The sequence below is a fragment of the Sphingobium sp. genome (assembly GCF_032153725.1).
Taxonomy (GTDB): domain Bacteria; phylum Pseudomonadota; class Alphaproteobacteria; order Sphingomonadales; family Sphingomonadaceae; genus Sphingobium.
The window spans coordinates 14,309-41,246 of sequence record NZ_JALDYQ010000049.1 but is presented as its reverse complement, the minus strand read 5'-3'; the positions used below and the strand labels follow the sequence as shown (position 1 = coordinate 41,246).

Genomic DNA, 26,938 nt, shown 5'->3' with positions numbered 1-26,938 from the left:
ACCCCCGCCAACAGACGTGCAAGCCATCAACAGCCCCACATCATCCATGCGATGGAGCAGCATCATGGTTTGACAGGGCAGATCATCGGCCTACTCATCCGTACATGCAAAGTGCGGACTGTTCTTCATCGAGTCTCGTCTGGATTTCGGGCGCGACGGAAGGGATAGGATTGGGACTCGCACGCAATATTCCCTATCCGAATGCACGGATCGTCAACCTTTCCCGCCGCGAGCATCCGGATTATGAAAGTCATTATCTGGATCTGGCCGACCAGACGAGCTGGCCCGGCATTGCGGCACTCTTCACGCAGACGCTCCGCACCTTTCGCGGTGAGCGCGCCATCTTCATCCAGAACGCCCATCTGAAAGGCATGACTGGCTTTGCCGGAGAAGTGCCTTCCGACGATTATGAACGGGATATCATCGCCAATGTCGCCGCGCCCTTGCGGCTGGGTGAAATGTTCCTGCACGCCGTCCGCGAAAGTGGCTTTGCAGGGGAAGCCGGGTTGGTGATGATGTCTTCCTCCTCGGCACGCTCGCCGACGGTCGGACAGACCGTCTATTGCGCAGGCAAGGCCGCTCTCGAAATGTGGGTGCGTGTCGCGCGACGCGAACTTGCCTTGCGCGAGAGGCGCAATATCTGGGTCACGGCGGTGCGGCCCGGCTTCGTCGACACATCGCTCACCCGGCACATCGCGACGATGGCGGACAGCGACTATCCGCTGGCGCCACAGATGCGCAAGCAGATGGCAAGCGGCGTCGGCATCATGGATATCGATACCGCCGCGCGCCAGATCTGGGCTGCCCTGCCCACCGACCAGTCACTGCTTCTTTTCGGCGAGCAGGTGCGGCAAGAGGTTTGACCCCCTGCCCCGCCCGACCTGGGACGCGCGCTCTACTTCTCTGTTATCGCATCGTACGCAAAGCCGGTTCCCTACTCAGGACAGGCTTTGCGTACGATGCTCCAGGCGCTCAGCGCGCGTCGGCCAGGATCATGTCGGATGCCTTTTCGGCGATCATCATGGTGGCGGCATTGGTGTTTCCGGACACCACGGCAGGCATGACCGACGCATCGACCACGCGCAGCCCGTCAACGCCATTGACCTTGAGTTCGCCCGAAACCACGGCAGTCTCGTCCATCCCCATCGCGCAGGTAGCGGCCTGATGATAGGCGGTCGATCCGCTCGCTCGCAGGAACGCCAGCAATGCCTCATCCGTTTGTGCGGCGGGCCCAGGTGTCAGTTCATGGTCGAAATAGGGTGCAAGCGACGGACTGGCCATCACCCGCCGCGCCCAGCGCAGGACGGCGATCTGCGCACGCTGGTCGGCCTCGGCTGACAGGTAATTGGGCTTGATCGACGGAGCATCGCGGAAATCGGGTGTCCTGGCGTGGATCGCGCCCTTGGACTGCGGTCGCATGACATAGCCGCCAACGGTCATGCCGGCCTGCTTTTCCATCGACATCGTGCCACTTTTCGCCAATGCCTCGAAATCGATCGTGGCGGGACTGGCGAAGAACTGGAGATCGGGCAGGTCGAGCGCGGGGTCCGATTTCAGGAAGGCGGTCAGATTGGCCCCACCCAATGCCAGCAACCCGGTCCGGGTGAAGGCGAAGCGGAGCATCTGCCCCATCAGCGGCAATCCGCGCGACATCTGGTTCAGGCTGGGGGTGCCGGGCTTGAGCCGCGCCCGCACCATCGATGCATAATGATCCTGCAAATTCTCGCCGACTTGCGGGCTGTGGACCAGGGTCGCAATGCCCAGAGCCTTGAGCCTTTCCGCGTCGCCAATGCCCGACAGTTCCAGCAACTGCGGCGAATTGATCGCGCCGCCCGACAGGATCACTTCGCGGCGCGCGCGGATTTGCCGTCGCTCATTATCCTTCCAATATTCGATGCCGACGGCCTTCTTGCCTTCGAACAGCACCCGCGCAACCAGCGCCTCGGTGATGACCTGCACGTTCGATCGCCGCATGGCCGGGTGCAGATAGGCAACCGCCGCCGAGTTGCGAAGCCCCTTCAGCGCGTTGAGGCGAACCCGCGCGACGCCTTCGCGCGTGGTGCCGTTCAGATCGGCGGCGACCGGCGCGCCCGCTTCCTCGAACGCCTTAGCAAGGGCGTCCAGCATCCGGTGCTGCATCGGCACATCGCAGATGTTGAGCGGCCCCTGCTGCTGATCCCTGGTGACGCCTTCCCCCTGCTGATTCTCGATCCTCCGGAAATAGCGCTCCGCATCGCTCCAGCCCCATCCGGTGAGGCCGCGCTGCCGCCATCCCTCATAATCTTCCGGCAAACCGCGCACCCACAACATGCCATTGATCGAGGAAGAGCCGCCCAGCACCTTGCCACGCGGGAAGGAATGCTGGCGCCCATCAGTGTTCGGATCTGGATCCGTCATATAGTTCCAGTTGACGCGCGGATCATTCAACATCTTGGTGAAGCCCGCCGGCACATGGATATTGAGGGAACTGAATGCCTGAGCGGGATTCATCAAATGCCGCTGCGGCCGGTCGTCGACGCCGGCCTCCAGCACGACGACCTGATGGCGCCCGTCCGCGCTGAGCCGGTTGGCAAGGACGCAACCGGCAGAGCCCGCGCCGACAATGATATAGTCCGCTTCCATGCTGCCATTCGCCGCCTCGGCCATGCTGTCGCTCTCCTTTGCTCTGTCATGGCATTGACGCCTAAAGCGGGTCCGGCCACAATCAATTTGTCGGACCGGAGCACAGAACATCGCTCTTATGATGGCTTGGCATGAGCCATCGAAATCGGGGCCGCGCCCGCGCTATGTCGATGGCACAAAGCTTATAGAGCCAGGGATGAGGATGGAATGACGACGCTTTTCTCGCTCGCAGGACGCACGGCTATGGTCACCGGCGCCTCCCGCGGACTGGGCCGGGCCATCGCCCTTGGCCTGGCGGAAGCGGGCGCCGATCTGATCGTCGCCGCGCGGGACAATGCCAAGCTGGAGGAAACTGCCGGGGCAATCCGCGCGCTGGGCCGCAAGGCCCGGACCATCGCCTTCGATCTTGCCGATCTGGACGCCGTTCAAGCCGCGGCCGATCAGCTGACCGGCGAAGGGGCGATCATCGACATATTGGTGAACAATGGCGCGATCGGCGGCTGGGGCGCGCTGCATCAGTCGACGCTCACCCATTGGGACAATATGTTCGATGTCAACGTGTCATCCATGTACATCCTGTGCCGCGATCTTTCGAGGAGCATGGTGGAGCGCAAATGGGGGCGCATCATCAATTTCGCCTCCTATGTCGCCGATACCGGGCGGCCGAATCTGTCCGCCTATGTCGCCAGCAAGCATGCCGTGCTGGGGCTGACGCGCGCGGTCGCCGCCGATCTTGCACCCCATGGCGTGACCTGCAACGCCATCGCGCCGGGCTTTTTCGATACGGACATGGCCGCGCCGACCGTGGGTCACCCGGAGCGGGCCAGGATCTTCCGCGATGCCATCGCCATCGGCCGGTTCGGCGATCCCAGGGAAATGGTCGGGCCGGTCCAGTTCCTCGCGTCCGATGCCTCCGCCTATATTACAGGCCACATGCTGCCGGTAGACGGCGGCGTGGCGAATATCCTGTCCTTGCCCATCGTCGTCGAAACCTGAACATCCGGGCCGGCGCTCGCCCGTCCATCACCACCGCTCACCTGGAAGGAAAACGCCCTGTGACCGACACTCTTCTTCATCTCGCAAGTCCCGAAAAGCTGTTCATCGGCGGCGGCTGGTCCAGCTCCTCCGGCTCCGACGGCATCGAGATCATCTCGCCCTCGACCGAGGAAAAGATCGGCCGCGTGGCCAAGGCGACAACGGCAGACATGGATCGCGCCGTCGCCGCTGCCCGCGACGCGTTCGACAACGGCCCCTGGCCACGCATGTCCGGCGCCGAACGCGCGGCCTATCTGCGCCGCATCGCAGAGGAAATGGCAAAGCGCGCCGATGATTTCGCCCACGCCTGGACGCTTCAGGTCGGCATGCCCTACACGCAATCCTCGCAGACTGCGCCTTATATGGCCGGCTATTACACCTATTTCGCCGATCTGGCCGAGCAGGGCTTTGAGGAAGTGCGCCAATCCATGATGGGCGGCCATGCGATCATCGCCCGCGAACCGGTCGGCGTCGTCGCTGCGGTCGTGCCCTGGAACGCGCCGCTCGCCACGCTGTCGCTGAAGGTCGCGGCGGGGCTGGCGGCAGGTTGCACCATCATTGCCAAGCCTTCGCCCGAAACCCCGCTGGAGGCGCTGATCCTGGCCGAATGCGTGGCCGCCGCCGGCGTGCCGGAAGGCGTGTTCTCGGTTCTGACCGCCGACCGCGACGTGTCGGATTATCTGATCCGCAAGCCCGAAGTCGACAAGGTCAGCTTCACCGGCTCCACCGCGGCAGGCCTGCACATCGCGTCGGTCGTCAGCGGACGCAGCGGCCGGATCACGACCGAACTGGGGGGCAAGTCCGCCGCCATCATCCTGGACGACGCCGACATCGGCAAGGTCGTGGCCGGCATCATGCCAAACCTGGTCGGCCTGTGCGGACAGCAATGCGCCGCCTTCAGCCGCATCCTGGTTCCCCATGCCCTGAAAGGCGCGGTGGCGGACGCACTGGCCGCCGCGATGCAGCATGTCACCGTCGGCGATCCCTTTGCCGAGGCGACCCAGATGGGTCCGCTCATCACCCGCAACCAGCATGGCCGGGTGTTCGACTATATCGCAAAAGGCAAGGCGGAAGGGGCAAAGGTCGTGACCGGCGGCAACCGCCCCGCGCATCTGGACAAGGGATGGTTTGTGGAGCCAACCCTGTTCACCGACGCCGACAACAGCATGATCATCGCGCGCGAGGAGATTTTCGGACCCGTGGGCACGATCATCCCCTATGGCAGTGAGGAGGAAGCCGTTGCCATCGCTAATGACAGCAATTACGGCCTCTCCGGCGGCGTCTTCACCGAAGATACGGATCGCGCCTATGCCATTGCGCGCCGTATCCGGACTGGCAATTTCGGCCATAATGGCCGCGTGATCGACTATACCATCCCTTATGGCGGCTTCAAGCAGTCGGGCGTCGGTCGGGAGGGCGGCATCGAAGGGCTGCACAGCTTCACCGAGATCAAGGCGATCTTCATGCAGGAACTGCCCAGCCACCTGCGCTCATGAAGATGCGGGTCGCGACCGGGCGCAGGCAGGACTGGCCGGACAATTATCAGGCCGGCACTGCCTGGTGGACGGTCGCGGTGCTAATGATCTTCCAGATCATATCGATGATCGACCGGCAGGTGATGTCGGTCCTCATCCCGGAAATGCGAGCTGACCTGTCGCTCAACGATTTCCAGATCAGCATGGTGCAGGGCCTTTCCTTCGCCCTGTTCTATGGCGTCATGGGCCTTGTCATCGGCGGCATGGTGGACCGTTATTCGCGGCGCGCCATCATGTTCGCCGGCGTCTTCATCTGGTCGCTGGCGGCGACGGGAACCGGGCTGGCGCGCAATTATGGCGAGCTGTTTGCGGGACGGCTGATGGTCGGCTGCGGCGAGGCGGGCGTTTCGCCCGCCGGGCAGTCGCTCCTCTCCTCCATCTTCCCGCGCCATCGGCTGACCACGCCAATGGCCTGCTTCACCGTGTCGGGCATTATCGGCATCTCGCTCTCCTATGCATTGGGCGGCCTCCTGCTCCAGCGCTTTGGCAGTGATCCGCTGGGCGGCCCCTTTGCAGGGCTGGCGCCCTGGCGGCAGGTACTGATCGTCACTGGCCTGCCGGGCGTCCTGGTCGCATTCCTGGCCTTCGCCATCCGAAATCCCGTGCGCCGTGCCGCGCCCCTCTCCCGACCGGATCAGGCCGGATGGGGCGCCTTCTTCCGCTATATCGGCACCCATGCGCGCCTGATGATCGGCATGATCCTCGGTTCGGCGATCATGGCGGTGGCGCTCCAGGGAACCATGGTGTGGACCCCGACCTATGCCCGTCGCGTCCTGAACGCCAGCCCGGCGGAAATCGGCACGATGATGGCGCTCGCCGTAGCTGTCGGCGGCGTTTTGGGCGGACTGGCCCTCGGGCTGCTGATCGACCGCCAGTTCACGCGGGGCACCCGCGACATGGCGCTGCGGCTGCTCTCGGGCTTCTGCATCCTGATCCCTCCGATACTTGCCGTGGCCTTTGTGATCGGCAATCTCAACCTGCTGTTCGCCGCCGTGACTCTGATGATGATGACCATGGGGTCCAGTTACGGTCCGACCATGGCCGCCGTGCAGATGATCGCGCCGCCGGAGATGCGCGGCCGGTTCGCCGCGCTGATGGTGCTGGCGTCGAACCTGTGCGGCTATGCGGTGGGGCCGATGCTGATCGGCTTTCTGACCGACCATGTCTTTGGCGATCCGATGAAGATCGGCCATGCGATCATCACCTGCCTGCTCACCGCCGGTCCCCTGAGCGCATGGATGGTCTGGTCAGCCAGAAAGGATTTCCTGCGGCTGCTGGATCAATAAAATGTGCCGCCGCCATCACAATTGCGCTGATATCGCGCATCCCTCTATCGGATGAGCCGCCTTGCCACCATGCTGCATCGCGCAAAACCGGAACCCGGACTTCTTGAAGAGTAGAGAATCATGACGACGACCATTCCTGCCCTGATGCGCAACGCCGCTGCCCGTTATGGGGATCGCGCGGCGCTTGTCTCGCAGGTCGACGGCGCGATCAGCTATCGCGAACTCGACCGTCAGGCTGACCTGATCGCCAAGGCGCTGATCGCAGATGGCGCGCAACCGGGCGACCGCGCCGCCATCTGGGCGCCCAATATGTGGGAATGGGTCGCCGCGGCAATCGGCATCCAGCGCGCGGCCGGCGTGATGGTGCCGCTCAATACGCGGCTGAAAGGCGGTGAGATCGGCGACATCATCCGCCGGGGCAAAATCGTCCGGCTCTTCACAATCGGCAATTTTCTCGGCCGCTATTATCCCAGGATGTTGCAGGACGAAGCCATGCCCGGCCTGCGCCGCCGCATCGTCCTGCGCGCCGCTCCCGCGGAGTTGGGGCCGGACGAAATCCGCTGGGAAGATTTCGTCGCGATGGCCGAGAACACCGGTGCCGAGCAGCTGGCCGAGCGCGAAGCGATGGTGAAACCCGACACGCTGGCGGACCTCATGTTCACCTCCGGCACGACAGGTACGCCCAAGGGCGCCCTGTTCGACCATAGCCGCTCGGTGGTTGGCGGACGCATCTGGGCCGACATAACGCGCCTGACGCCCGACGACCATTATTGCGTCTTCGGTCCTTTCTCCCACAATGCATCGTACAAGGCAGGCTGGGTCACGGGGCTGATAGGCGGCAGCACCGTCTATTGGCCGGAAAGCTATGACGCGGTTTCAGTCCTCGACCTGATCGCCAACAACCGCATTTCGGTCATGCCGGCGCCGCCCACCGTGTTTCAGGAAATCCTGGCCCACCCCAACTGGCGCGACTGGGATATGTCCAGCTATCGTTTCCTGTCGACCGGGGCCACGGTCGTCCCGATCGAGCTGATGAAGCGCCTGCGGGCCGAAACCACCATAACCGAGATCACGACCGGCTATGGCATGACCGAATGCTGCGGCTCGGCCACCCATACCCGGCCCGGTGACCCGATGGAGCGGGTTGCCTATACCGTCGGCACGGCAATAGCCGGCACCGAGATACGCGTTGCCGGCGCCGACGGCCAATCGCTGCCCATCGGCGAACCGGGTGAAGTGCTGATCCGCGACGACAAGCTGCTGATCGAATATCTGGACAATCCCGAAGCCACCAGGGCGACGCTGGATGCAGAGGGTTGGCTCCATTCAGGTGATGTCGGCTATCTCGATGCGGACGGCTATCTGAAGCTGACCGACCGGCTGAAGGACATGTATATTGTCGGCGGCTTCAACGTCTATCCGGCAGAGATCGAAAAGCAGATGACCGGCCTTCCCGGCGTCCACCAATCCGCCATCATCGGCATACCGGATGCGCGACTGGGGGAAGTGGGCCATGCCTTCATCGTCCGTTCCGCCGGATCGACGATCACCGGCGAGGAGATCATCGCCTGGAGCAAGGCCAATCTCGCCAATTACAAGGTGCCGCGCGGCGTGACCTTCCTCGATGCCCTGCCGATGAATTCCACCGGCAAGGTCATCAAGTTCGCGTTGAAGGAGATGATCAAGGTCGCCTGACCTGCCAGGCTGCCTGATCGGCGGGGATGGTTCAGGCCTCCGCCTCCTGCGGACGCTTTTCAAATTCACGCAGATATTCAAACAACCCCACCGGCGTCGGCTTGCGGCCCGGATTATACCAGGGCAGGAAATTCTTCAGCAGTTGCGGGAAAAACACGCGCGTCTGGAAGCGCTTCAATGCCTTGATGTCACGACCAAAGGCGGCCTGTTCTTCAGCATTCATCGACAGCATGTCCTGCTGGATCATGTATGAAAACATCCGGCCCATATAACCCCATAAATGGACCATGGCGTAGAGGCAGCCGTAAATACGGTAGAAATAGCCGTTCCAGATCTTGCCCCACAGGCCACGACTGTAGAGCGCATGGTAAATCTGGAAACAGACTTCGCGATGTTCGAATTCCTCGGCCATATGCCATTTCCACAGGGCGATCGCATTGGGATCAGCCCCTTCGATCAATTTGTCCATACGCCCGAACCAGATGCCGCCCTGCACCGCGCCCAGGGATTCGAACCCGTCAGCATAGGCCAGCATGAATTTGAGCGAGCGGTTTTGACAAAAGCCTTCCAGATCATCGGCCAGTTGCTTTTCGAACCCGGCAAGGGCCGGATAACCCTGCGCGGCGATGACCTTGTTGAACATGCGATGCTGGCGAAAATGCTGGGACTCCTGCCCGATGAAGGTGGCCATATCCTCCCTCAGCTTCTCCTTGTCTGCCGGCAGAAAATCCATCGCCTTTTGCAGCACCTTGATCAGCCAGGGCTCAACCGGGCCGGGAATGATCGACGTCGCATTCTGCAACTGGGCAAAGGCGATGTTCGGCGCCCAATGCGCCCGGATTTTGGAATAATCAATCCGTGGATAACGCACGATCATCGGCACATTTCCCTCCCTCTCCTGTCAGGATACGATACCGTACCACAGCTGGCATACCCTGTCACAGCAGTGGCTCATCGGATCATGGCTGTGATGCCTCCTCGTTCAGCCTCCTCGCTGAGACGAAGCCGGATAGAATGAATGGAGCAAGGAGAGGGGTATGAAACCGCAACCATATCGCATCGATGCGCCGCAAGCCGTGCTTGATCGCATCCAGGCCCGGTTGGCCGACAGCAGGATCGGCTATATGCCGGATGATGAGGATCAGTGGCGTTACGGCATGGATGCGCGTTATCTGGCCGATCTGGTCGATTATTGGCGCGCAGGCTATGACTGGCGGCACGAAGAAGCCAAGCTCAATCGCTGGCCGCAGTTCCTTGCCGAAATCGACGGAATCCTCATTCATTTCTATCATGTGCAGGGCGATGGACGGCATCCGCTTCCCATCCTGCTGACCCACGGATGGCCGGGTTCGATCGTCGAATTTCAGGAGGTGATCCCCCTGTTGGTCGAGGCGGGCTTTTCCGTCATAGTCCCCTCCCTCCCCGGTTTCGGCTGGTCCGGCAGGCCGCCCCGACCCATCGGCCCTGCCCGCGTCGCGGCATTGTGGCGCAAGCTGATGATCGACGTCCTTGGTTATCCGCGCTTCTTCGCGCAGGGGGGCGACTGGGGCTCGGCCGTGACGACGCAGCTCGGCATTTCCCATGCCGATGCCGTCGCGGCGATCCACCTCAACTTCTTCATGCCGCCTCCGCCCGGTCCCGACGCGGACGCGGAACTCATCGACTATTGGGCATCCGTCGGCAGGCTGATGGAGGCCGAAAGCGGTTATCAGCATGAACAGGCCACCAAACCGCAGACCATCGGCCTCGCCCTGCACGACAATCCGGTCGGCTGGGCCGCCTGGGTGGTCGAGAAATTCCGGGGTTGGGGCGATACCAAGGGCGACATTGAGAGCCGGTTCAGCAAGGATCATCTAATCACCAACCTCATGACCTATCTGGTCAATGATGCGGTGATGTCCTCGATCTGGATGTATTATGGCGTTGGTCAGGATGCGATGGCGGCCGGATTCGTCACTGCGCCGACAGCGCTCGCGCATTTCCCGGCCGAATTCTATCCCATGCCGAACCGCGCGCTGGCCGAACGCCAATATAATGTGGTGCGCATGACAAAGATGGAAGCAGGCGGCCATTTCGCCGCGATGGAGGAACCGCAAGCCTTTGCCCGCGACGTGATCACCTTTTTCGAAGCGCAGTCGGGAGCGATGCCCTGATCGTCCAGGGCGCGCATTTTGCTTTCACATCGTTTTCGCGCAAAACCGGCTCCCCTCAGACGAGAACATATTCGGGCTGACATAAAAAGGGCCGGTCATTCCTGCACGAATGACCGGCCCTGCCCTGGCTACCCGCTCAGATGCCCCATATTTCGGCCGCATTCGTGCCGACGATCTTTCGTCCGCCCTCTTCACCGACGGTGTCGAATATTCCCTTCATGATCGCGTCGCTATTGCCCATCACGCCTTCTGGGTGCGGATAGTCGACCGACCACATGACCCGGTCGGCGCCGATACGCGCGATATTCTCCATCGCCACATCATCTTCCATGAAAGTGGTGTAGCAGTGATTATGCCAGTACCAGCTTGGCTTCTGCGCCAGCCTGGGCCGCAATTCGGTCGCATAGTCGCGAGCCACCTTGTCCGCATTTTCCAGCGTGCCCGGCACCCAGCTCGCGCCGCCTTCGGTAAAGACGACCTTGAGGCCGGGGAAGCGGTCGAATACCCCCGAAAAGACCAGTTGCCCGAAAAGGCCTGTGAAGGGCATCAGATTGGCGTTGAGGTTCGCGCCCAGCGATCCGCGCCCGCTAAATTGCAGATAGGCGCCGATGTGGAACGACACCGGAAAGCCGCTTTCCTCGATCGCGGCCCACATCGGGTCCATATCCTTGCTGTTGTAGCGCACGCCCCGGGGATTGACGGGAATGTCAATCGCCTTGAAGCCTAGCGCCTTCAGCTTCTGGAGATAATCCCTGGTCTGTTCCGGCCAGAGAAAGGTCGGCAGCAGAGCGACCGGGAACAGCCGGTCGGGCGCGGCCTCCTTCCATTCTGCCGCCCATTCGTTGCAGACATCGACGCAGCGGAACCAGAGTTCCTTGTCCGCCATGCGGATAAGGCTGTTCAGCCGGCCATGATAGACGATGGAGGCGTCGATCCCCTCTGCATCCATGTCGGCCAGACGCTTCGACACGTCCCAGAAACCTTCACGGCCTTCGGGAAATTCCGGCGGCAAACCGGGCACGTCATAGGACTCACCGTCAACCGTCAGATGAAAGGCGGTTTCGTCTTTCCAGAATTTGGGCGCGCGATCCTTGTCCGCGCCTTTCAGCCGGTCTTCCCACAGGCCGGGAACCTCGATCAGATGATCGTCGGCCGAAATCACACGCAAACCTTCCGGGCGCTTCCAGACGGGCGCGGGAATGATCCGGTCCCGGGGCCACGGCGTAGCGAAGTAGCTGTTCATCCCTGTTGACCTTTCTTGCAATGTCGTCGGCCGCCATCAGGCGTCCGCCGGTGCCGCGATGATGGTCATGCATACCATGTTCTGGAACGCGCTGCCCCGTCGCCCAGTGCTGCTGACCATCTCATCAGAATTCTGATGAATGGACCATGATTGTCCCGGATCAAATCGATGAAAGACCGGATGTTCCGATCAATTGTTCAGAATCATGGAATAGTCTTTTTGAAACTTGGCGGATTATGCGGAGAAGCATTGAGGTTTAGAAGGAACAGAAGATTGGTCGGCAATCGGCTGCCGGCGGCCTTTACCCTTCGGCTCGCCGCGACAACGCCGATCATGCCGAGACAGAAACAATGAGGAGATGGTGGAATGGCAACCCGGAATATCATGCTCAGGGACCGCACAGGGCTGACGGTCCGGCCACTTGCCGCCGGTTTTGGCGCGGAGGTGAGCGGCCTCGATCTCTCCCGGCCGCTGGACGACGCCACGGTCGCCGCCATTCGCGACATCTGGATCGAGGCGGGCCTGTTGCTGTTTCGCGATGCCAGTCATGATGATGAGGCACAAATGCGACTCAGCCGCGCATTCGGTGAGATGGAACCGGCAGCCACCGCCGATATGAACGACCCCAACAATCAGTATATGATGACGCTGGCTTATGATCCGGACGACAAGTCGCCCCGTTTTCAGCAGCATTATCATTTCGGCGGAAAGGATCGGGCGGGCTATATTCCCTGGCACTGGGACCAGTCCTTCATGCCGACCATCGTTCGCGGTGCGGTGTTGCGCATGGAAAAGCCCGCCCGTGAGATGGGGGAAACCGGCTTCATCGATGCGATCGAGGCTTATGAACGCCTTTCGCCCGCCATGCAGCAACGGATCGAAGGGATGGAGGTGGTCTATCACTTCGTCACCGACTTCACCCAATGCCCTTATGGCGTCCCTGACGATCTGCGCGCGCTGCCGCGCGACCGCCCGGCAAGCCAGTCCAGCTATGATTTCCCGCCCTCGGTCCATCCGATGGTGATCACCCAGCATGAGACAGGCCGGAAGGCACTCAAGATCTCGCCACTCCAGGCCTGGTATATACTCGGCATGGAACAGGAGGAGAGCGACGCATTGCTGGCCGAACTGACGGAACATCTGGTCGATCAGCGTCATGCCTATTTCCACCGCTGGCAGAAGAACGACATGCTCGTCTGGGACAACTGGCGAATGATCCATATGGCGAACGGCGTGCCGCTCGACTGCGCGCGCAGGGCGCGGCGCACGACCATCATGGGCGATTATGAAGTCGGCCGCTATCTTGACCCGACGCTCGACCGCAACCGGACCGTCAAGCGGATCGTCGACTGACGGGACGGGCGTGGCCGGTCCGATCCGGCCACGTCCCTTATCGTCCCGTGAAGTGCGGCGGGCGCTTGCCCATGAAGGCCGCCGTGGCTTCGCCATAATCCTGCGTCATCGTACCCAGTATCTGCACCCGGTTTTCGGCCTCCACCGCAGCCTCGTAGCTGTTGGCGTCGAGATTGGCCCACATCAGCTTCTTGGTATGCGCAACCGAATAGGGGCTGTTCGCCAGCACCGAACGCGCATAGGCAATGGCATCGTCCAGCAGGCTTTCCGGCGCCGAAATCGATCGGACCAGTCCCATGCTTTCTGCCTCCTCCGCTTCGATCGAACGGCCGGTCAGCAGGATGTCGAACGCACGGGAAGCGCCAATCATCCGCGGCAAGAGATAGCTGATGCCGCTTTCCCCGCCGGTCAGGCCGATGCGCACCGCCGCCACGAGGAAACGCGCGGAGGACGTTGCAATGCGGACATCGCAACTGAGCGCCATCGCCATGCCCGCGCCAACCGCCGGACCGTTGACCGCAGCGATCACCAGCTTCGGCATCGCGCGGATGCGCCCGCCCATGCCGGCGAACTGCTGTTGCCAGTGGAGCTTTTCGACCACCCCGCTGCTGCCCGTCTGGTTGCGCGCGTTGGACGCCTCCAGATCCTGGCCCGAGCAGAAGCCCCGGCCCGCGCCGGTGATGATGACGGCGCGGCATTCAGGGTCCGCTGCCAGATCGTCCAGCATCGCATTGAGGCGCCCGACCGTGTCCCGCAGCAGGGCATTGAGCCTTGACGGCCGGTTGAGGGTGATCACGCAGATGCCCACTTCGGGGCGATCCAGTAGGATGTCGGCTTCGCTCGCAGGCTCTCCCACGGCGTCAGGCCGCCATGCCGGAAAAGGCGGGCATCCCCTTGGTGCTGATCCGGTGCAGCAGGCGCCGCTTCCCATCCTCGTCCGAATATTCGATCGGGGTCGCGCAATGCACGGTGCCGAAATTGTCCCACAACACGATATCGCCCGCCTGCACCTTGTAGCTGATACGATGTTCGGGCCGGACGATATGTTCGCGCAATTGGCGGATCAGCGCGGTCGCTTCCGCATCGTCCATGCCGTGGATGGCATAGGCCGTGCCGGAGGTGAAGATGCCCTTACGGCCCGTCACCGGATGCGTCATGATCAGCGGATGATCGGGCGCATCGGTCTTGCGCACCGGCCGATTGGGGTCTGGTTGCGTCTCCCCCTCGATCCAGGGCGCGCGTCCCAGTTCATGGATTGCCACCAGCCCGTCGATCCTGCGTTTCATCTCTTCGGGCAGGCTGTCATAGGCCGCCGTCGTGCTGGCAAAATGGGTTTCACCACCGGCATCGGGCGCTTCCTTGCCGAACAGCATCGTGACGGCGCCCGGTTCCGCCTCATAACTGCTGTCCGAATGCCAGTGGACAGCGCCGTCACGCACCGAAAGGGGCGTCGCCGGATCATTGTTGATATGAATGATCTCGGGGTGATCGGCATTGCGATGCTCGGGAATGAAAAATTCCAGTGGACGGCCGAAAAAGCCCGCAAATCGGACATAGTCGGCATCGCTCAGCATCTGCCGCGGCAGGACGATGACGCCCCGTTCGAACAGCAGTTCGATCAGGTCCCGCATCGTACCGTCGGACATGTCTTTCGACAGGTCCAGACCATGGACGATTGATCCGATGGCGGGGGACATGGCGACGGCTTGGATGGCCATGGCAAATTCTCCTGCGCGCATGATTTCCGCTTCAGTTAGCCGTCAATCGGGCAACGCGCGCAAGCGTCATTGCGCCGTTCGCGCCACTGTTCAGGTAGCCGATGACTGGCCAATGCGGCGCAACAGGCTTTCCTGCGCCGTGGACGCGACCAGCCGCCCCTGCCGGTCGAAGATCTGTCCCAAGGACAGGCCCAGGCCATCGCTCGCCGACGGGCTGACCGTATGGTGCAGCAGCCATTCGCCGCACCGCACGGGGCGATGGAACCAGACTGCATGATCCAGGCTGGAAATCAGGAATTCCCGGCTGTTGGTCGGGAAGATATGGGGCACCGCCGCCACCCCGCCGAGCCAATAGTCGCTGGCAAAGGCCAGCAGGCACTGATGCAGGCGCGGATCGTCGATTTCCGCGGCGCTCGGCTGACGGAACCAGAAGGCGCGCTCGGGCTGCTCCTTGCGCTGCATGAAATAGGCTTCGGGTGCGACCGGACGCATCTCGACGGGCAGTGCACCAGAAAAATTACGGATGGCAGCCTCGTTCAGTTCCGCTTCCCTGTCCCGTACGAAATGCTGCACCGGGGCCACCTGCTCGGGCGGCGGAACGGACGGCATGACAACGGACTGATGGACGAAGCCCGGTTCCGGCGCGTGAAATTCACACATCACCGTGAAGATCGCCTGCCCTTCTTGGAAGGCCGTCACCTGCCGGTTGGCGAAGCGGCGGCTATCGCGCAGTCGCGCGACCCGATAGTCCAGCGGCAGGTTGGTCAGACCGGGCGCCAGGAAATAGGCGTGGAGGGAGCTGACCGGCAGCGCTTCCACCGTCCGCACGGCGGCGGCCAGCGCCTGCGCGAGCAGCCGACCGCCGAACACCGTCCCGATATGATTGATCGTGCCCGATCCAGCGCTGAATGCGTCGGGCCCGCTTTCGGTCAGCGCCAGGATATCGACAGCGGAATCACGCGTCGATACCGCTCCGTCATCGTGGATCATCGCCCCTGCACCGTTCATCCTTCCAGCCCAAGCGCCCGGCGCGCCGCCAATACGCTGTCCATCTCATCCAGACCGCTCCGAGGGACGTCATAGCGCGACCGATCGTCAATCTCTCCAATATGCGCCCATATGTCTTCGGCACTCGGCGCCACCGGTCCAGGACTGTACCAACCCTGCGTCAGGCCAACGAACAGACGGGAATATTTGCCGCCCAGCACCGAATACATGTGCTGGGATCGATCACACTGCCGGCTGGCCATGTAACAGGCCAGCGCGGCCACGAAATCGGGCTTCATGCCGTCGATGAAATGGCGGGAGCGTTCACCCGCCGCCCGAAGAAATGCGATGTCGGGGCGCTGTTCCAGCGGCGTTCCGCCCAGTCGCCCGCCCTGGGCGTTGGGAAAAAGCGTGTTGACGACCACGCCGTCAGGCGCTTCCTGCGCGATCACGTTCATCAGGCCGATCAGCGCCGTCTTGGCCGAGCCATAATTGGCGCGGAAGGGATTGCCGAATATCCCCGACTGCGAACTGACCAGCACGATCCGGCCATAAGCCTGCCGCACCATTTCGCGATAGGCCGGCTGGCAGACGTTGAAGGCGCCCTTGGCATGAACGGCATAGACCGCCTCTATATCTTCCTCGCTGAGCGAACCGAAGGCGCCATTGCGCTGGTTCCCAGCGTTGCTGATGACGATGTCGACGCGACCGAAGGCGGCCAGCGCCGTGTCGATGATCGCCTGCCCGCCCGCTGCCGTCGCTACCGTATCATAATTGGCGACCGCCCGGCCGCCCTGGTCCTTCAGTTCCTCGACAATGGCGTCGGCATAGCCGCGCGATGCGCCTTCCCCCGTGGGCGCGCCGCCCAGATCATTCGCGACGATCGCGGCTCCGCGCCGCGCCAACTCACGGCAAAAGGCCGAGCCAAGCGCGCCACCCGCGCCCGTCACCACCGCCACCTGCCCGCTGAAGTCGATCCCGGCCATCCATCACTCTCCTGTCGCCATGACCATGACGAACGACCCGTGCCGGGCCAAGGCCGGACCGGATGGATTTCGGCCATGTGATGCTTGTCGAAGGGGAGGAGGTCAGCCCTCCGCCTGTCTGGGCTCGGTCGCCTTGAACAGCATGCGCGCCAGCGCGCCTTCCGCAACGCCCTCCTCCGGCGCCTCATCGGGGAAGAACCAGTCGCGGAACAGCACCGCGCCCGCCAGCATGCCGAAGGCGTAGCGCACGACGAGTTCTGGTGGCACATCGAATTGCAACGCCGCCTGCGCATATTGCTCACGCTTCCGGGCAACCGCGCGTGAAAAATAATCGTCCAGCCCGTGCAGCGCCGTCGCCTCCATCTCTCCATTGGATTTGACCAGGGCCAACAGCAGATCGGCATTGTCCCGCAGGAACGGATAGAGCGTATGCACGAAATGCGCGCTGCGTCGCTCTCTATCCGGAGGGAGTCGATCGCTATTCGCCAGGAATTCGCTGAAGCGGGTGTTGAAGGGTTCGATCACCGCTTCGGCGAACAGCGCCGCCTTGCTGCCGAAATTGTTGAAAATCAGCGGTTCGGCCACTTCCGCCCTCGTCGCGATATGCCGCGTGGTGGCCCCGGAAAAGCCGCGCTCGGCGAACAGCGCGCGGGCCGCTTCCAATATCAGCGCACGAATTTCCGCTGTCGTCCGGCGCAGGCGGCGTTGCGGGGCCTTCAACACCCCTTGGGAGGAAAAATCGTGCATGCCGCGATTTAGCATTGTTTTCCACCCAATGGCAAGTTAAATAGTATTTGCTATTTAACGGCCCCGCCGAGCCCGCGCGGCAGGAAGCTGAGAGGAGGCGATATGAGCAATCAGTATGATCTGGTGATCCGTGGCGGAACCGTGGTCGACGGCACGGGGGCCGCGCCCTTCGCTGCGGACGTGGCGGTTCGCGACGGCGTGATTGTCGAAATCGGCACCATTGATGGCCAGGGGCAGGAGGAAATCGACGCCACCGGCCTGGCCGTGACGCCGGGCTTTATCGATGCGCACACCCATTATGACGGCCAGATCACCTGGGAAAGCCAGATGGCGCCGTCCTCCGACCATGGCGTCACGACGATCGTGATGGGCAGTTGTGGCGTCGGCTTTGCTCCCGTGCGCGACGGCGACCATCACCTGATGATCAAGCTGATGGAAGGCGTGGAAGATATTCCCGAAGTCGTCATGGCCGAAGGCGTGCCCTTCAACTGGAGCAGCTTCCCCGAATATCTCGATGCGCTCGATCAGCGGCAGGCCGACGTCGATTTTGCCGCTCAGATTCCGCACAGCCCGCTGCGCGTCTATGTAATGGGCAAGCGCGGCGCCGATCTGGAGCCGCCGACGCCGGAGGATCTGGTCGAAATGCGCCGTTGCGTCAGTGAAGCGGTCAAGGCCGGCGCGCTTGGGGTCGCCAGTTCGCGCAATCTGTTCCACCGTTTCCGTTCGGGCGCGCTGGCGCCATCGGTCACGACCGAACTGGACGAGGTGCTCGCGCTCGCCGAAGGCCTGAAGGATGCGGGCTCCGGCGTTTTCCAGTGCAACCCCAATCTCGACAATGATGCAAAAACGGAACTGGCGATCTTCCGCGCCATTGCCGAACGGACTGGTCGTCCGGTGACTTTCAGCCTTATTGCCATACCCACCCGGCCGGAAAACTGGGACAATTATGTCGAAGGCATCAAACAGGCAGCCAGCGATGGCCTGACCATCCGGGCGCAGTTCATGCCGCGTCCGATGGGCGTGCTCTATGGCCTTGATCTGAGCTATCACCCCTTCTCGCTCAATCCCGGTTTCCGGCCGCTCGCGCAATTGCCGCTGGAAGAAAAGGTCGCACGCATGCGCGATCCGGAACTACGCGCGCGCCTGCTGGCGGAAGAGCCGGAAGATCCCAATCCCGCCTTCGTCGGCCTGCTGAAATCGATCACCGCGCTATACCGCATTTCCGATCCGGCCGACTATAATTTCAAGCCTGAAGACAGTTTGCAGGCGGAAGCCGCCCGTCGCGGCATACCGGCCCGGGAACTCATCTATGACGCGCTGCTGGAGGATGAAGGTCGCGCCATCCTCTGCTCCTATTCCTCCGAAGTTCAGGAATATCTGGCCAAGACCCGCGACCTGATCGGTCAGGACAACAGCATCGTCGCGCTGGGCGATGGCGGTGCCCATTATGGCATGATCTGCGATGCGGCCTACACCACCTACCTGCTGACGGGCCGTCTGGACCGCGACGGGTTGGACCTGACGACCATCATCAAGGCACTGACCAGCCAGCCGGCTAAGTCGATCGGCCTTGAGGATCGCGGTGTCGTGGGCGTCGGTTACAAGGCGGATCTCAACGTCATCGATATCGACAATATGACACTCTACCGCCCACGGATGAAGGCCGACCTTCCGGCCGGCGGCAAACGGCTTTCGCAGAAGTCGAAGGGTTATGTGGCCACGGTCGTCAGCGGCACCGTCACCTATCGCAACGGCGAAGCCACCGGCGCCCTGCCCGGCCGTCTGGTCCGCGGCGTCAAGAACGCGCCCGGGACAAAGGCCGAGGCCGAACGCGAAATCTCCTGATCCTGCCGATCAGGTGGCCGCGCGGCAAAAGGGGACGCGTGGCGAAAAGGGGGCTGGCGCGGCATTAACCGCGGCCTTCAGCATATCATATCCTCGATCCCCTTCGCCCTTGTCAAAGGTTCGATTATTTGGACTATCCAGTCCAATTACAATCATTTTGGGAGAAGGACCATGGCGGACAAGCTCAGGGTCGGGATCATCAGCGCCAATTGGAGCCTGAAGGTCCATGGCGCGGCCTGGCGGCGGATCGAGGGCGTGGAGGTCGCGGCGATCTGCACCTCGCGGCAGGAAACGGCGGAGCGCGCCGCCCGCGAATATGACATTCCCAGGGCCTATTGGAACCATGAGGAGATGTCGGCCGATCCGGACCTCGACATCATCGACGTGGGCACCCGCCCCTCCTTCCGCTTTCCGATGGTCATGGCGGCACTGCGCAACGGCAAGCATGTCTATGACGCGCTGCCCTTCGCGGTCAGCCTGGCCGATGCCGAGGCTATGCGCGACGCGCAGAAGGCGGCGGGAGTCGTCGGCGTGGTCGATGCGCAGTTCCGTTGGGCACCCCATGCGCAGCAGATGAAGGCGATGATCGACGCCGGTTTCATCGGCCGCCCGCTCGGCTTCAACGTGCAGTTGATGCTGCCGCTGATCGTCGCGAACGACAAACCCTATGCCTATTGTGCCTATTCCGAGCATACCGATCCCTATTACTGGCTCGCGGAGAAGGACAGCGGCGGCAGCGCCTGGCGCAATTTCGCCACTCATGCGCTGCTGTTCCTCACCCATCTGATCGGGCCGGTGGAGGAAGCGACCGGCATGCTGACCACCGGCGTCCCCGAATGGCATCTGCCCAATGGCGAAGTGCTGCGCCCGGAAACGCATGATCTGGGCAGCGCCACCCTGCGCATGGCCAATGGCGCGGTCGGCAGCCTGCAGGCGGGCTGGTGCGTGCCCGATACCGAAGGCTGGCGGATCGAAATCTGGGGTGACCGGGGCAGGTTGCTGCTGGTCGATGACAGTTTCGGCAATTTCCCGTCGGCCCGGCTCTATGCGGGCGATGCGCGGCTGTTGACCTATGGTCAGCGCACCTGCGAGGAAGTGGTGATCGATCCCACGCTTTATGCCGTGCCCGGAATGGCGAATACCAGTCCCGAACCCCGCCCCTTCGCCGCGATGGACTGGATGTTCAACCATATGGTCGAGGCCATCCGCAACGGCCATGAAGGATCGCCCAGTTTCACCGAAGCGGCCGCGGTCCATCGCGTGGTGGAGGCGGTCGAGCGCGCCAATGTCGAACGGCGCTGGGTTCGCATGACGGAAATGGGCTGAATATGGAAAAAGGGGGTCGCGCCATCGGCGCGCGCCCCTTTCCTTGCCGTTATGGCTCAATAGGTGAAGCGGACCTCAAGACCATATAAGCGGGGGGCACCCATAAGTTGGGAGGAGAAACCGATCTCATTTTCCAGCGAATAGTTCGCGACGACATATTTCTTGTCGAGCAGATTGTTCACGAAAAAGGCTGCATTGACGTTCTGGCCGGCGATCCGGTTGAGTTCGATGCGGCCGTTCACAAGGCCATAGCCCGGCGTCATGCCATAAATGGCGTGATAGGGGCGATCCTGGATCGAGAATTTGGACTGATGATAATAGGTCAGCTGCACCGCCCCTTGCCCGGCGACCGATCCCAGATTGGCGGACACACGACCCGATAGTCCATATTGCCATTTGGGCGCGCCGGAAAAGTCCGCGACATTGGCAACGTTGACCATAGTGCCCGATGTCGAGTCGAAGATATCGAAGCGCTTATATTTGGGATCGGTGTGCGACACGAACCCGCCAAGTTCGATGAATCCGGTCGGCTTCAGCGTGGTTTCGACCTCGAAACCCTGAATGCGGGCATTGGCGGCGTTCACGACATTCGTGAACACCAGTTTCGTGACCGGGTCCTGATAGGGAACCAGACGTTGAATGTCCGAATAGTTTGATCGATAGATTGCGGCATTCAGGCTGAATGACCCACCATTGTCGAAGCGGTGACTATATTTGGCCCCGATTTCAAAATCGACGACCGTATCGGGATCGAACGGAACCAATTGAGCCGCCGACTGTGATCGCGTGCCCCAACCGCCGGCGCGATACCCCTTGCGATTGGAGAAATAGACGAGCAGGTCCGGCGTGACCTTCCAGTCCAGCGTCGCCGTATAGGTGAATTTCGAGAAATTCTTCTTCAGGTTCACGAAGCAGGTTGCCGGATCAAAATCATAGGGATTGCCCGGCGCGGCCGAGACATCCGCGCCGAAACCGCAGCGCTGCCCCGATGTTCCGATCAGGTAGATGGTGCCGAATTCCGCCTGACGCGTATCCCAGGTATAGCGACCGCCCAGTGTCAGGGACAGGCCATTGACGATATTGTCCAGCTTCTGGGTCGCCGAGCCGAAGACCGACCTGGTGGTGTTCCTGACATTTTCGAACACATTATAGGGCGTCTGGAATGCGTCGAAAGCGGGACTGATCAGCGATGTCGAATTGGAATAGGCATCCACCTTTTCCTGCATGTAATAGCCACCGATGATCCAGTCCAGCTCGTCCCCCCGGCCCAGGATCTGGAATTCCTCCGAAATTTCCCGACCATTCTGATTCGTGCCATATTCCATGTATCGAAGGTCGGAACCGTCGATATTCTCGAAATTGCTGGTCTTATATTCACGATAGCCGACAATGTTCTTCAACGTCACGGCATCACTGATTTCATAGCTCGTCGTGTTGGCGATATTCCAGGCCGGTGCTGTCCGGGCAAAGGAGCGGACATTCGAACGCGCATCGTAGAAGCCCAGGCTCTGGCTATCATCATAGGCCGCCTGGACGACCGGCGTGGTCTGGAAGGTGGTGAGCGTGCTCGGCGAGACGAATTGCGTCATCTTGAAACCGCTGCCGTTCGTGCCGGAACGCATGTAATTGCCGGTGAAGATGGATTCCAGCCGATCCGTCGGATTGAGCTTCAGCGTCACGCGGAACGCGCCCCCGTCCAGATCCTGCGCGTCCTCTTCCTTGCCGGCCGGTGTATAGACCTCATGACCATTCACGAATTCAGGCCGCAGCAGCTCGGCTCCGTTGCGTGCCGTTACATGCACATAGCCATCGCGCTTTTCATAGCGCCCTGCAATGCGCAGAGCCGCCTTCTCGCCCAATGGAATGTTGACATAGCCTTCGACCTTCCGATCATTGAAATTGCCGATGCCGGCAAGGACGGAAGCCTCGAACTGCTCGGTGGGCAGCGCAGGACGGAAGATGATGTTACCGCCCGTCACGTTAAGACCGAACAATGTGCCCTGCGCGCCCTTGAGCACTTCAACCGAAGCCAGGTCGAACGACACCTGATCTATGCCATAGGTCCGCTTGAACAATTGGTCGCCGACATAAATGCCAACAGACGGGTCGACCGAGGCCAGCGTGTCGCCCTGCCGCTGGCCGCGGATGGTGAACAGCGGAATCTGGCGACCGCCGCCAGCGCTCTGGCTGACATTGGTGGAAGGCGCGATGCGGCGAATATCCTGCACGCTGACGACGCCCTGCCGCTCGATCGCTTCCGTGCCCAGCGCCGTCACGGCAACCGGCACGTCCTGCAATCGTTCTTCGCGCCGGCGGGCCGTCACGACGATCTCGTCAGACCGGACCGCGGGCTCCGGTTTCGCATCCTTTTGAACCTGAGCCGCAGCAGGCATCCAGACCAGCGCGCTGCACCCGAAGCCCAGAATGTGCAACGCCTTCAACCGTCCACGCATCCTCTTTCTCCCCAACGATTCTTGATGATCTCTGGGCTGGATGGATATCAATGTAGTGATCACTACACAACTCATGCATGAAACATGGCGGAGAGTTCGCATTCATGATGCTTTCGCCGTCGGTCATGGGCTGATCGATGCCGATCGCTATCAGGCACGTGATGAATGATCCAACCCTCTGCCTTTCGCCCATGCAGCATTTATAGGGCGGGCGAACATCGCGCTTCATGATTCGATCGGGGTCACATTCATGCGTACAGCCTATATCGTCTCGCCCGTCCGCACCGCAGTCGGCAAATATCTGGGGTCACTGGCCGACATGCCTGCCGAACGGCTGGCGGAGACGGTCATCCGAGCGGTCGTCGCGCGCAGCGGCATCGATCCGGCAGCGATCGACGATGTCATCTTGGCGCAGAGCTACGCCAATGGCGAAGCGCCCAGCATCGGCCGCTGGGCGGCGCTGGCCGCCGATTTGCCATTGGAAGTGCCTGGCATGCAACTCGACCGCCGTTGCGCGGGGGGCCTCACCGCCGTCGCGACCGCCGCTGCCATGGTACAGGGGGGCATGGCCGACGTCATCCTGGCCGGTGGCGCGGAAAGCATGAGCAATGTCGAATATTATACCAACGGCATGCGCAAGGGGATGCGCGCGGGCAATGCAATGCTCTATGATCGGCTGGATCGTCAGCGTGAACGGTCGCAACCGGTCGAACGCTTCGGCGTGATTTCCGGCATGATCGAGACGGCCGAAAATGTCGCGCGCGACCATGAAATCGCACGCGCCGATGCCGACGCCTATGCCGCCCGCAGCCATCAGCGGGCCACCGCTGCCTGGGACGCGGGCAAATTCACCGATGAGCTGGTGCCGGTAACGGTCAAGACCCGCAAGGGCGAGGTCGTCGTTGACCGGGACGAAGGAATCCGTCCCGACGCGACCGCCCAATCCATGGCCGCTCTGCGCCCGCTCATGAAGGACGGCATCGTCACCGCCGGCAATGCCAGCCAGCAGAATGACGCCGCCGCCGCCTGCCTGGTGGTGTCGGAGGAAAAGCTCAAGGAGCTGCACCTTGTCCCGATGGCGCGTTTCGTCGGCTATTCGGTCGCCGGATGCCATCCGGGCGTGATGGGCATCGGTCCTGTTCCCGCGGTGGAAAAGCTGTTCCGCCAGACCGGCCTTGGCTGGAGCGATATCGACCTTGTCGAACTGAACGAAGCATTTGCTCCGCAGGTTCTGGCCTGCCTCAAAGGGTGGGACTGGAACGATCCGGAAAGGCTCAACGTCAATGGCGGTGGCATATCGCTGGGCCATCCGATCGCTGCCACCGGCGCGCGCATCCTGGCGTCCATGCTGCACGAAATGCATCGGCGCGGCGCGCGCTATGGACTGGAAACCATGTGCGTAGGCGGCGGCCAGGGTGCGGCGGCCATCTTCGAACGCGTCTGATCCGGCCCTATGTCCCGGCAGCCGTGCCGACGACAGGGGCGGTTCAACCGGGGTGAGAGCCCCCGCCCGCCACTTCAAGCCCGCGCCCCGTGATCATCGCGGCTTCATCGCTGGACAGGAACAGCACGGCCGCGGCGACCTCTCGCGGTTCGACGGCGCGATGGATCATCTGATGTTCCGACGCGATCACCCCCTGTTGCTCGGTCGTGAACATGGAGGTGATCAGCGGCGTCGCGGTCAGGCCGGGAAGCACGCTGTTCACCCGGATATTATCCTTGGCATAGGCGCAGCTTGCATATTGGCTGAGATGGATGACGCCCGCCTTGGCCGCCGAATAGGACGGCGCCGCCGAAGGCGTGTAGATGCGGCCCGACATGGACGCGGTGTTGACGATGGTGCCACCGCCATTGGTCCTCATCACCGGCACCTCATATTTCATCGCCAGGAAAACGCTGGTGAGCGAAATCCTCATCGTCCAGTTCCAGTCCTCCAGGCTCAATTCCTCCAGGCTGCCGGGACGCGACAGGCCGACATTGTTGAAGGCGTGGCGCACCGGTCCGTGCGCCGCGCAGGCGGCCTCGATCATTCCCTTCACCGACCCTTCGTCCGCGGCATCGGTTTCGACGAACAAGGCCTTTCCACCCTGCTCGATAATGGCGGCGCGGACCGCAGCGCCCTTGACCGGATCGAGTTCGGCGAGCGTCACCAGCGCCCCTTCCGCCGCGAAGGCCTGCGCGGTCGCCGCCCCTATGCCTGACCCCGCGCCGGTCACGATCACGGAACGCCCCTCGAAACGCCGCGCCTGCATCATGTCATTCTCCCGTCGGCTTCATCGTCAGGCGGGCCAGCCTGTCCTTGTCCTCATTTTCCCAAAAGGGATTCCAACTCTCGAAATCCTGCGGCAGGTCCGGCGGATTGTCATGCGCGGCCCAACCGGTGAAAGGTGCGGTGGGACGTTCCTGCCAATCGGCGGCGTACCAATGTTTCTCGCGCCGCCGAACGAAAAACCATTCGCCGTCGCGCCTTTCATAGCTGTCGAAATAGGCGATCGCCATGATCACCCATTTGCCGTCATCCTCATGCTCGGCCCGGCAATAGACGACGCCATGGGCATGGTCGGCATCGTCAAATTCGACCCGATGCCCGCAAATCTGGTGGATGGACCGATAGAAGGTCCGAACCGCCGGTTCTATGATCGATTTGAGTACCGCCCGCCCGGTCCCGCGCCGCCCACAATGGACGTCGGGAATGAACAGGCCGACCCAGGCATCCAGGTCGCGCCCGTCCACCGCCAATGCATAGCGAATGGGAAGCTGCTGGATCGCGGCCAGCGATTCCAGCCGGTCGATGCGCGCCTCCAGTTCCATCATGCCAGCCTCTCCAGATTTGCGGGGTCAAAGGGCAGGAAGGGCTGGTCATTGCACGCCCTGGTGAACCAGTCGGGATCATTCAGGATCGCCCGCCCCACTGCGACAAGGTCGAATTCACCCCGATCGAACCGCTCGATCAGCAGCGGCAGATTGTTCACCGACTGCTGGCTGTCGTCGATATGCTTCGCATCGCCCTTGGCTTTATCAAGCGCGACGCCGCCAACCGTCATCGATGCCTTGCCCGTCAGCTTCTTCGCCCAGCCGGCGAGGTTGAGGTGCGACCCTTCGAAGATCGGCGTATCGAAATAGCGCTGGCTGGCATCGAACAGATCGACCCCTGCCTCCGCCAGCGGACCGATCAATTCGCCCAGCGCATCGGGCGTGTTGGCCAGCACCGCGCGATAATCCTGCATCTTGAACTGGGAAAAGCGCAGCACGATCGGCCTGTCCTCGCCGACCTCGGCGCGGATCGCCTTCACCACCGCCACGCCGAAGGCCGCGCGACGGACGGGATCACCGCCCCATTGGTCTACGCGGCGATTGGTATAGTCCCACAGGAACGTGTCGATCAGATAGCCGTGCGCCCCATGGATGGCGATGCCATCGGCGCCCAGCGCCACCGCATTGCGCGCCGCCAGCGCATAGGCGGCGATGATGTCGGCAATGTCGCTGTCGGTCATCGGCGGCACCGGCGTCAGGCTTTCCTCGCGACCCTCCGGCCGGAAGGAGATGACGCCGTCCGTCGGCCCCCATATGCCCGATGGCCGCATCGGATTGCCGGTCCCGGTCCCGGCATATTCGACGTTCCACATCGCGCCCTGATGCCAGAGCTGCGGGATGATCCGTCCGCCCGCGCCATGGACCGCGTCGATCACCTTCCTCCAGCCCGCCAGCACATCGACGCCGTCCAGCCGGGGAATATCGGGATGATCGGCCGCCGCATAATGGGGCAGCGCGACGCCTTCGGTCAGGATCGCGCCCAGGCCCGTCGCGGCGCGGCGTCCATAATAGCTCGCCACATCATCCGTCGGCACGCCCAGCGGCGAGCGGTAACGGGTCATCGGCGCCATCAGCACCCGGTTGGGCAGCGTCAGGCCGCGCAGGGTGAAGGGTGCCAGCAGGGAATCGATGCGGCTCATG

23 protein-coding genes are annotated in these 26,938 nt (G+C 62.2%); 11 read left to right on the top strand and 12 right to left on the bottom strand.

The genetic code is table 11. The annotated features are described in order from the left end of the window. Nucleotides 1-104: 104 nt before the first annotated feature. On the top strand, nt 105-863 hold the full coding sequence (locus RUH75_RS15720; protein ID WP_313807671.1) for an SDR family NAD(P)-dependent oxidoreductase: 759 nt from the start codon (nt 105-107) through the stop codon (nt 861-863). 109 nt (nt 864-972) lie between these two features. On the opposite strand, the gene RUH75_RS15715 is transcribed toward RUH75_RS15720, so the two are convergent. Then, nucleotides 973-2,646: a GMC family oxidoreductase gene (locus tag RUH75_RS15715; protein WP_313807669.1), complete on the bottom strand. Its 1,674-nt coding sequence runs from the start codon at nt 2,644-2,646 to the stop codon at nt 973-975. A gap of 183 nt (nt 2,647-2,829) precedes the next feature. On the opposite strand from RUH75_RS15715, the gene RUH75_RS15710 reads away from it, so the two are divergent. From RUH75_RS15710 to RUH75_RS15695, 4 genes are all read left to right on the top strand, one after another. Continuing rightward, on the top strand, nt 2,830-3,618 hold the full coding sequence (locus tag RUH75_RS15710; RefSeq protein WP_313807668.1) for an SDR family oxidoreductase: 789 nt from the start codon (nt 2,830-2,832) through the stop codon (nt 3,616-3,618). Between the two features lie 59 nt (nt 3,619-3,677). Then, the gene (locus RUH75_RS15705) at nt 3,678-5,153 is read left to right on the top strand and encodes an aldehyde dehydrogenase (protein ID WP_313807666.1); all 1,476 of its coding nucleotides are present in this window, start codon (nt 3,678-3,680) and stop codon (nt 5,151-5,153) included. Then, nucleotides 5,150-6,478, top strand: coding sequence for an MFS transporter (locus tag RUH75_RS15700; protein WP_313807662.1), 1,329 nt, complete (start codon nt 5,150-5,152; stop codon nt 6,476-6,478). Before RUH75_RS15705 ends, RUH75_RS15700 begins: the two co-directional genes overlap by 4 nt. A 120-nt stretch (nt 6,479-6,598) precedes the next feature. Beyond that, nucleotides 6,599-8,173: an AMP-binding protein gene (locus tag RUH75_RS15695; RefSeq protein WP_313807660.1), complete on the top strand. Its 1,575-nt coding sequence runs from the start codon at nt 6,599-6,601 to the stop codon at nt 8,171-8,173. Between the two features lie 31 nt (nt 8,174-8,204). Here the strand turns inward: RUH75_RS15695 and RUH75_RS15690 are convergent, their stop codons facing one another. Next, the gene (locus RUH75_RS15690; protein ID WP_313807673.1) at nt 8,205-9,050 is read right to left on the bottom strand and encodes a metal-dependent hydrolase; all 846 of its coding nucleotides are present in this window, start codon (nt 9,048-9,050) and stop codon (nt 8,205-8,207) included. Nucleotides 9,051-9,210: 160 nt separating this feature from the next. On the opposite strand from RUH75_RS15690, the gene RUH75_RS15685 reads away from it, so the two are divergent. Next, a complete protein-coding gene (locus RUH75_RS15685) occupies nt 9,211-10,326 on the top strand; it encodes an alpha/beta fold hydrolase (RefSeq protein ID WP_313807658.1) in 1,116 nt (371 codons plus the stop codon). Between the two features lie 136 nt (nt 10,327-10,462). On the opposite strand, the gene RUH75_RS15680 is transcribed toward RUH75_RS15685, so the two are convergent. After that, complete coding sequence (locus tag RUH75_RS15680; RefSeq protein WP_313807656.1) at nt 10,463-11,569, bottom strand: amidohydrolase family protein; 1,107 nt, start codon at nt 11,567-11,569, stop codon at nt 10,463-10,465. A gap of 366 nt (nt 11,570-11,935) precedes the next feature. On the opposite strand from RUH75_RS15680, the gene RUH75_RS15675 reads away from it, so the two are divergent. Further along, entirely contained in the window at nt 11,936-12,922 is a 987-nt protein-coding gene (locus RUH75_RS15675; RefSeq protein ID WP_313807654.1) for a TauD/TfdA family dioxygenase, read from the top strand. Between the two features lie 37 nt (nt 12,923-12,959). Here RUH75_RS15675 and RUH75_RS15670 read toward each other — a convergent pair whose 3' ends face one another. The 5 genes from RUH75_RS15670 to RUH75_RS15650 form a co-directional block, all read right to left on the bottom strand. After that, nucleotides 12,960-13,778 carry an enoyl-CoA hydratase/isomerase family protein gene (locus tag RUH75_RS15670; protein WP_313807652.1) on the bottom strand — a complete coding sequence of 273 codons (819 nt, stop codon included), beginning with the start codon at nt 13,776-13,778 and terminating at the stop codon, nt 12,960-12,962. Nucleotides 13,779-13,782: 4 nt separating this feature from the next. Further along, nucleotides 13,783-14,640: a TauD/TfdA family dioxygenase gene (locus RUH75_RS15665; RefSeq protein WP_313807650.1), complete on the bottom strand. Its 858-nt coding sequence runs from the start codon at nt 14,638-14,640 to the stop codon at nt 13,783-13,785. A gap of 90 nt (nt 14,641-14,730) precedes the next feature. Then, a complete protein-coding gene (locus RUH75_RS15660) occupies nt 14,731-15,648 on the bottom strand; it encodes an acyl-CoA thioesterase domain-containing protein (protein ID WP_313807648.1) in 918 nt (305 codons plus the stop codon). Beyond that, a complete protein-coding gene (locus RUH75_RS15655; RefSeq protein ID WP_313807646.1) occupies nt 15,645-16,613 on the bottom strand; it encodes an SDR family NAD(P)-dependent oxidoreductase in 969 nt (322 codons plus the stop codon). The genes RUH75_RS15660 and RUH75_RS15655 overlap by 4 nt, the downstream gene beginning before the upstream one ends. 102 nt (nt 16,614-16,715) lie before the next feature. Beyond that, nucleotides 16,716-17,360, bottom strand: a complete 645-nt coding sequence (locus RUH75_RS15650) for a helix-turn-helix domain-containing protein (RefSeq protein WP_313807644.1) — start codon at nt 17,358-17,360, stop codon at nt 16,716-16,718. A gap of 102 nt (nt 17,361-17,462) precedes the next feature. Between RUH75_RS15650 and RUH75_RS15645 the strand changes: the two genes are divergently transcribed. After that, nucleotides 17,463-19,205 (top strand): N-acyl-D-amino-acid deacylase family protein, encoded by a 1,743-nt coding sequence (locus RUH75_RS15645; RefSeq protein WP_313807641.1) that lies wholly within the window; start codon nt 17,463-17,465, stop codon nt 19,203-19,205. A gap of 171 nt (nt 19,206-19,376) precedes the next feature. After that, a complete protein-coding gene (locus RUH75_RS15640) occupies nt 19,377-20,531 on the top strand; it encodes a Gfo/Idh/MocA family oxidoreductase (protein ID WP_313807639.1) in 1,155 nt (384 codons plus the stop codon). A 56-nt stretch (nt 20,532-20,587) separates the two neighbouring features. On the opposite strand, the gene RUH75_RS15635 is transcribed toward RUH75_RS15640, so the two are convergent. After that, nucleotides 20,588-22,984: a TonB-dependent receptor gene (locus tag RUH75_RS15635; RefSeq protein WP_313807637.1), complete on the bottom strand. Its 2,397-nt coding sequence runs from the start codon at nt 22,982-22,984 to the stop codon at nt 20,588-20,590. Nucleotides 22,985-23,024: 40 nt separating this feature from the next. Between RUH75_RS15635 and RUH75_RS15630 the strand changes: the two genes are divergently transcribed. Then, the gene (locus RUH75_RS15630; RefSeq protein WP_313807634.1) at nt 23,025-23,153 is read left to right on the top strand and encodes a hypothetical protein; all 129 of its coding nucleotides are present in this window, start codon (nt 23,025-23,027) and stop codon (nt 23,151-23,153) included. An 81-nt stretch (nt 23,154-23,234) separates the two neighbouring features. Further along, nucleotides 23,235-24,428, top strand: a complete 1,194-nt coding sequence (locus RUH75_RS15625; protein ID WP_313807632.1) for an acetyl-CoA C-acetyltransferase — start codon at nt 23,235-23,237, stop codon at nt 24,426-24,428. A 43-nt stretch (nt 24,429-24,471) separates the two neighbouring features. Here RUH75_RS15625 and RUH75_RS15620 read toward each other — a convergent pair whose 3' ends face one another. Genes RUH75_RS15620 through RUH75_RS15610 form a run of 3 tightly spaced genes read right to left on the bottom strand, consistent with a single transcriptional unit; the run spans nt 24,472 to nt 26,937 of the window. Next, nucleotides 24,472-25,239, bottom strand: a complete 768-nt coding sequence (locus RUH75_RS15620; protein ID WP_313807630.1) for an SDR family NAD(P)-dependent oxidoreductase — start codon at nt 25,237-25,239, stop codon at nt 24,472-24,474. Nucleotide 25,240: 1 nt separating this feature from the next. Next, nucleotides 25,241-25,798 (bottom strand): nuclear transport factor 2 family protein, encoded by a 558-nt coding sequence (locus RUH75_RS15615; RefSeq protein ID WP_313807628.1) that lies wholly within the window; start codon nt 25,796-25,798, stop codon nt 25,241-25,243. Beyond that, nucleotides 25,795-26,937 carry an NADH:flavin oxidoreductase gene (locus tag RUH75_RS15610; RefSeq protein WP_313807626.1) on the bottom strand — a complete coding sequence of 381 codons (1,143 nt, stop codon included), beginning with the start codon at nt 26,935-26,937 and terminating at the stop codon, nt 25,795-25,797. The genes RUH75_RS15615 and RUH75_RS15610 overlap by 4 nt, the downstream gene beginning before the upstream one ends. Nucleotide 26,938 lies beyond the last annotated feature (1 nt).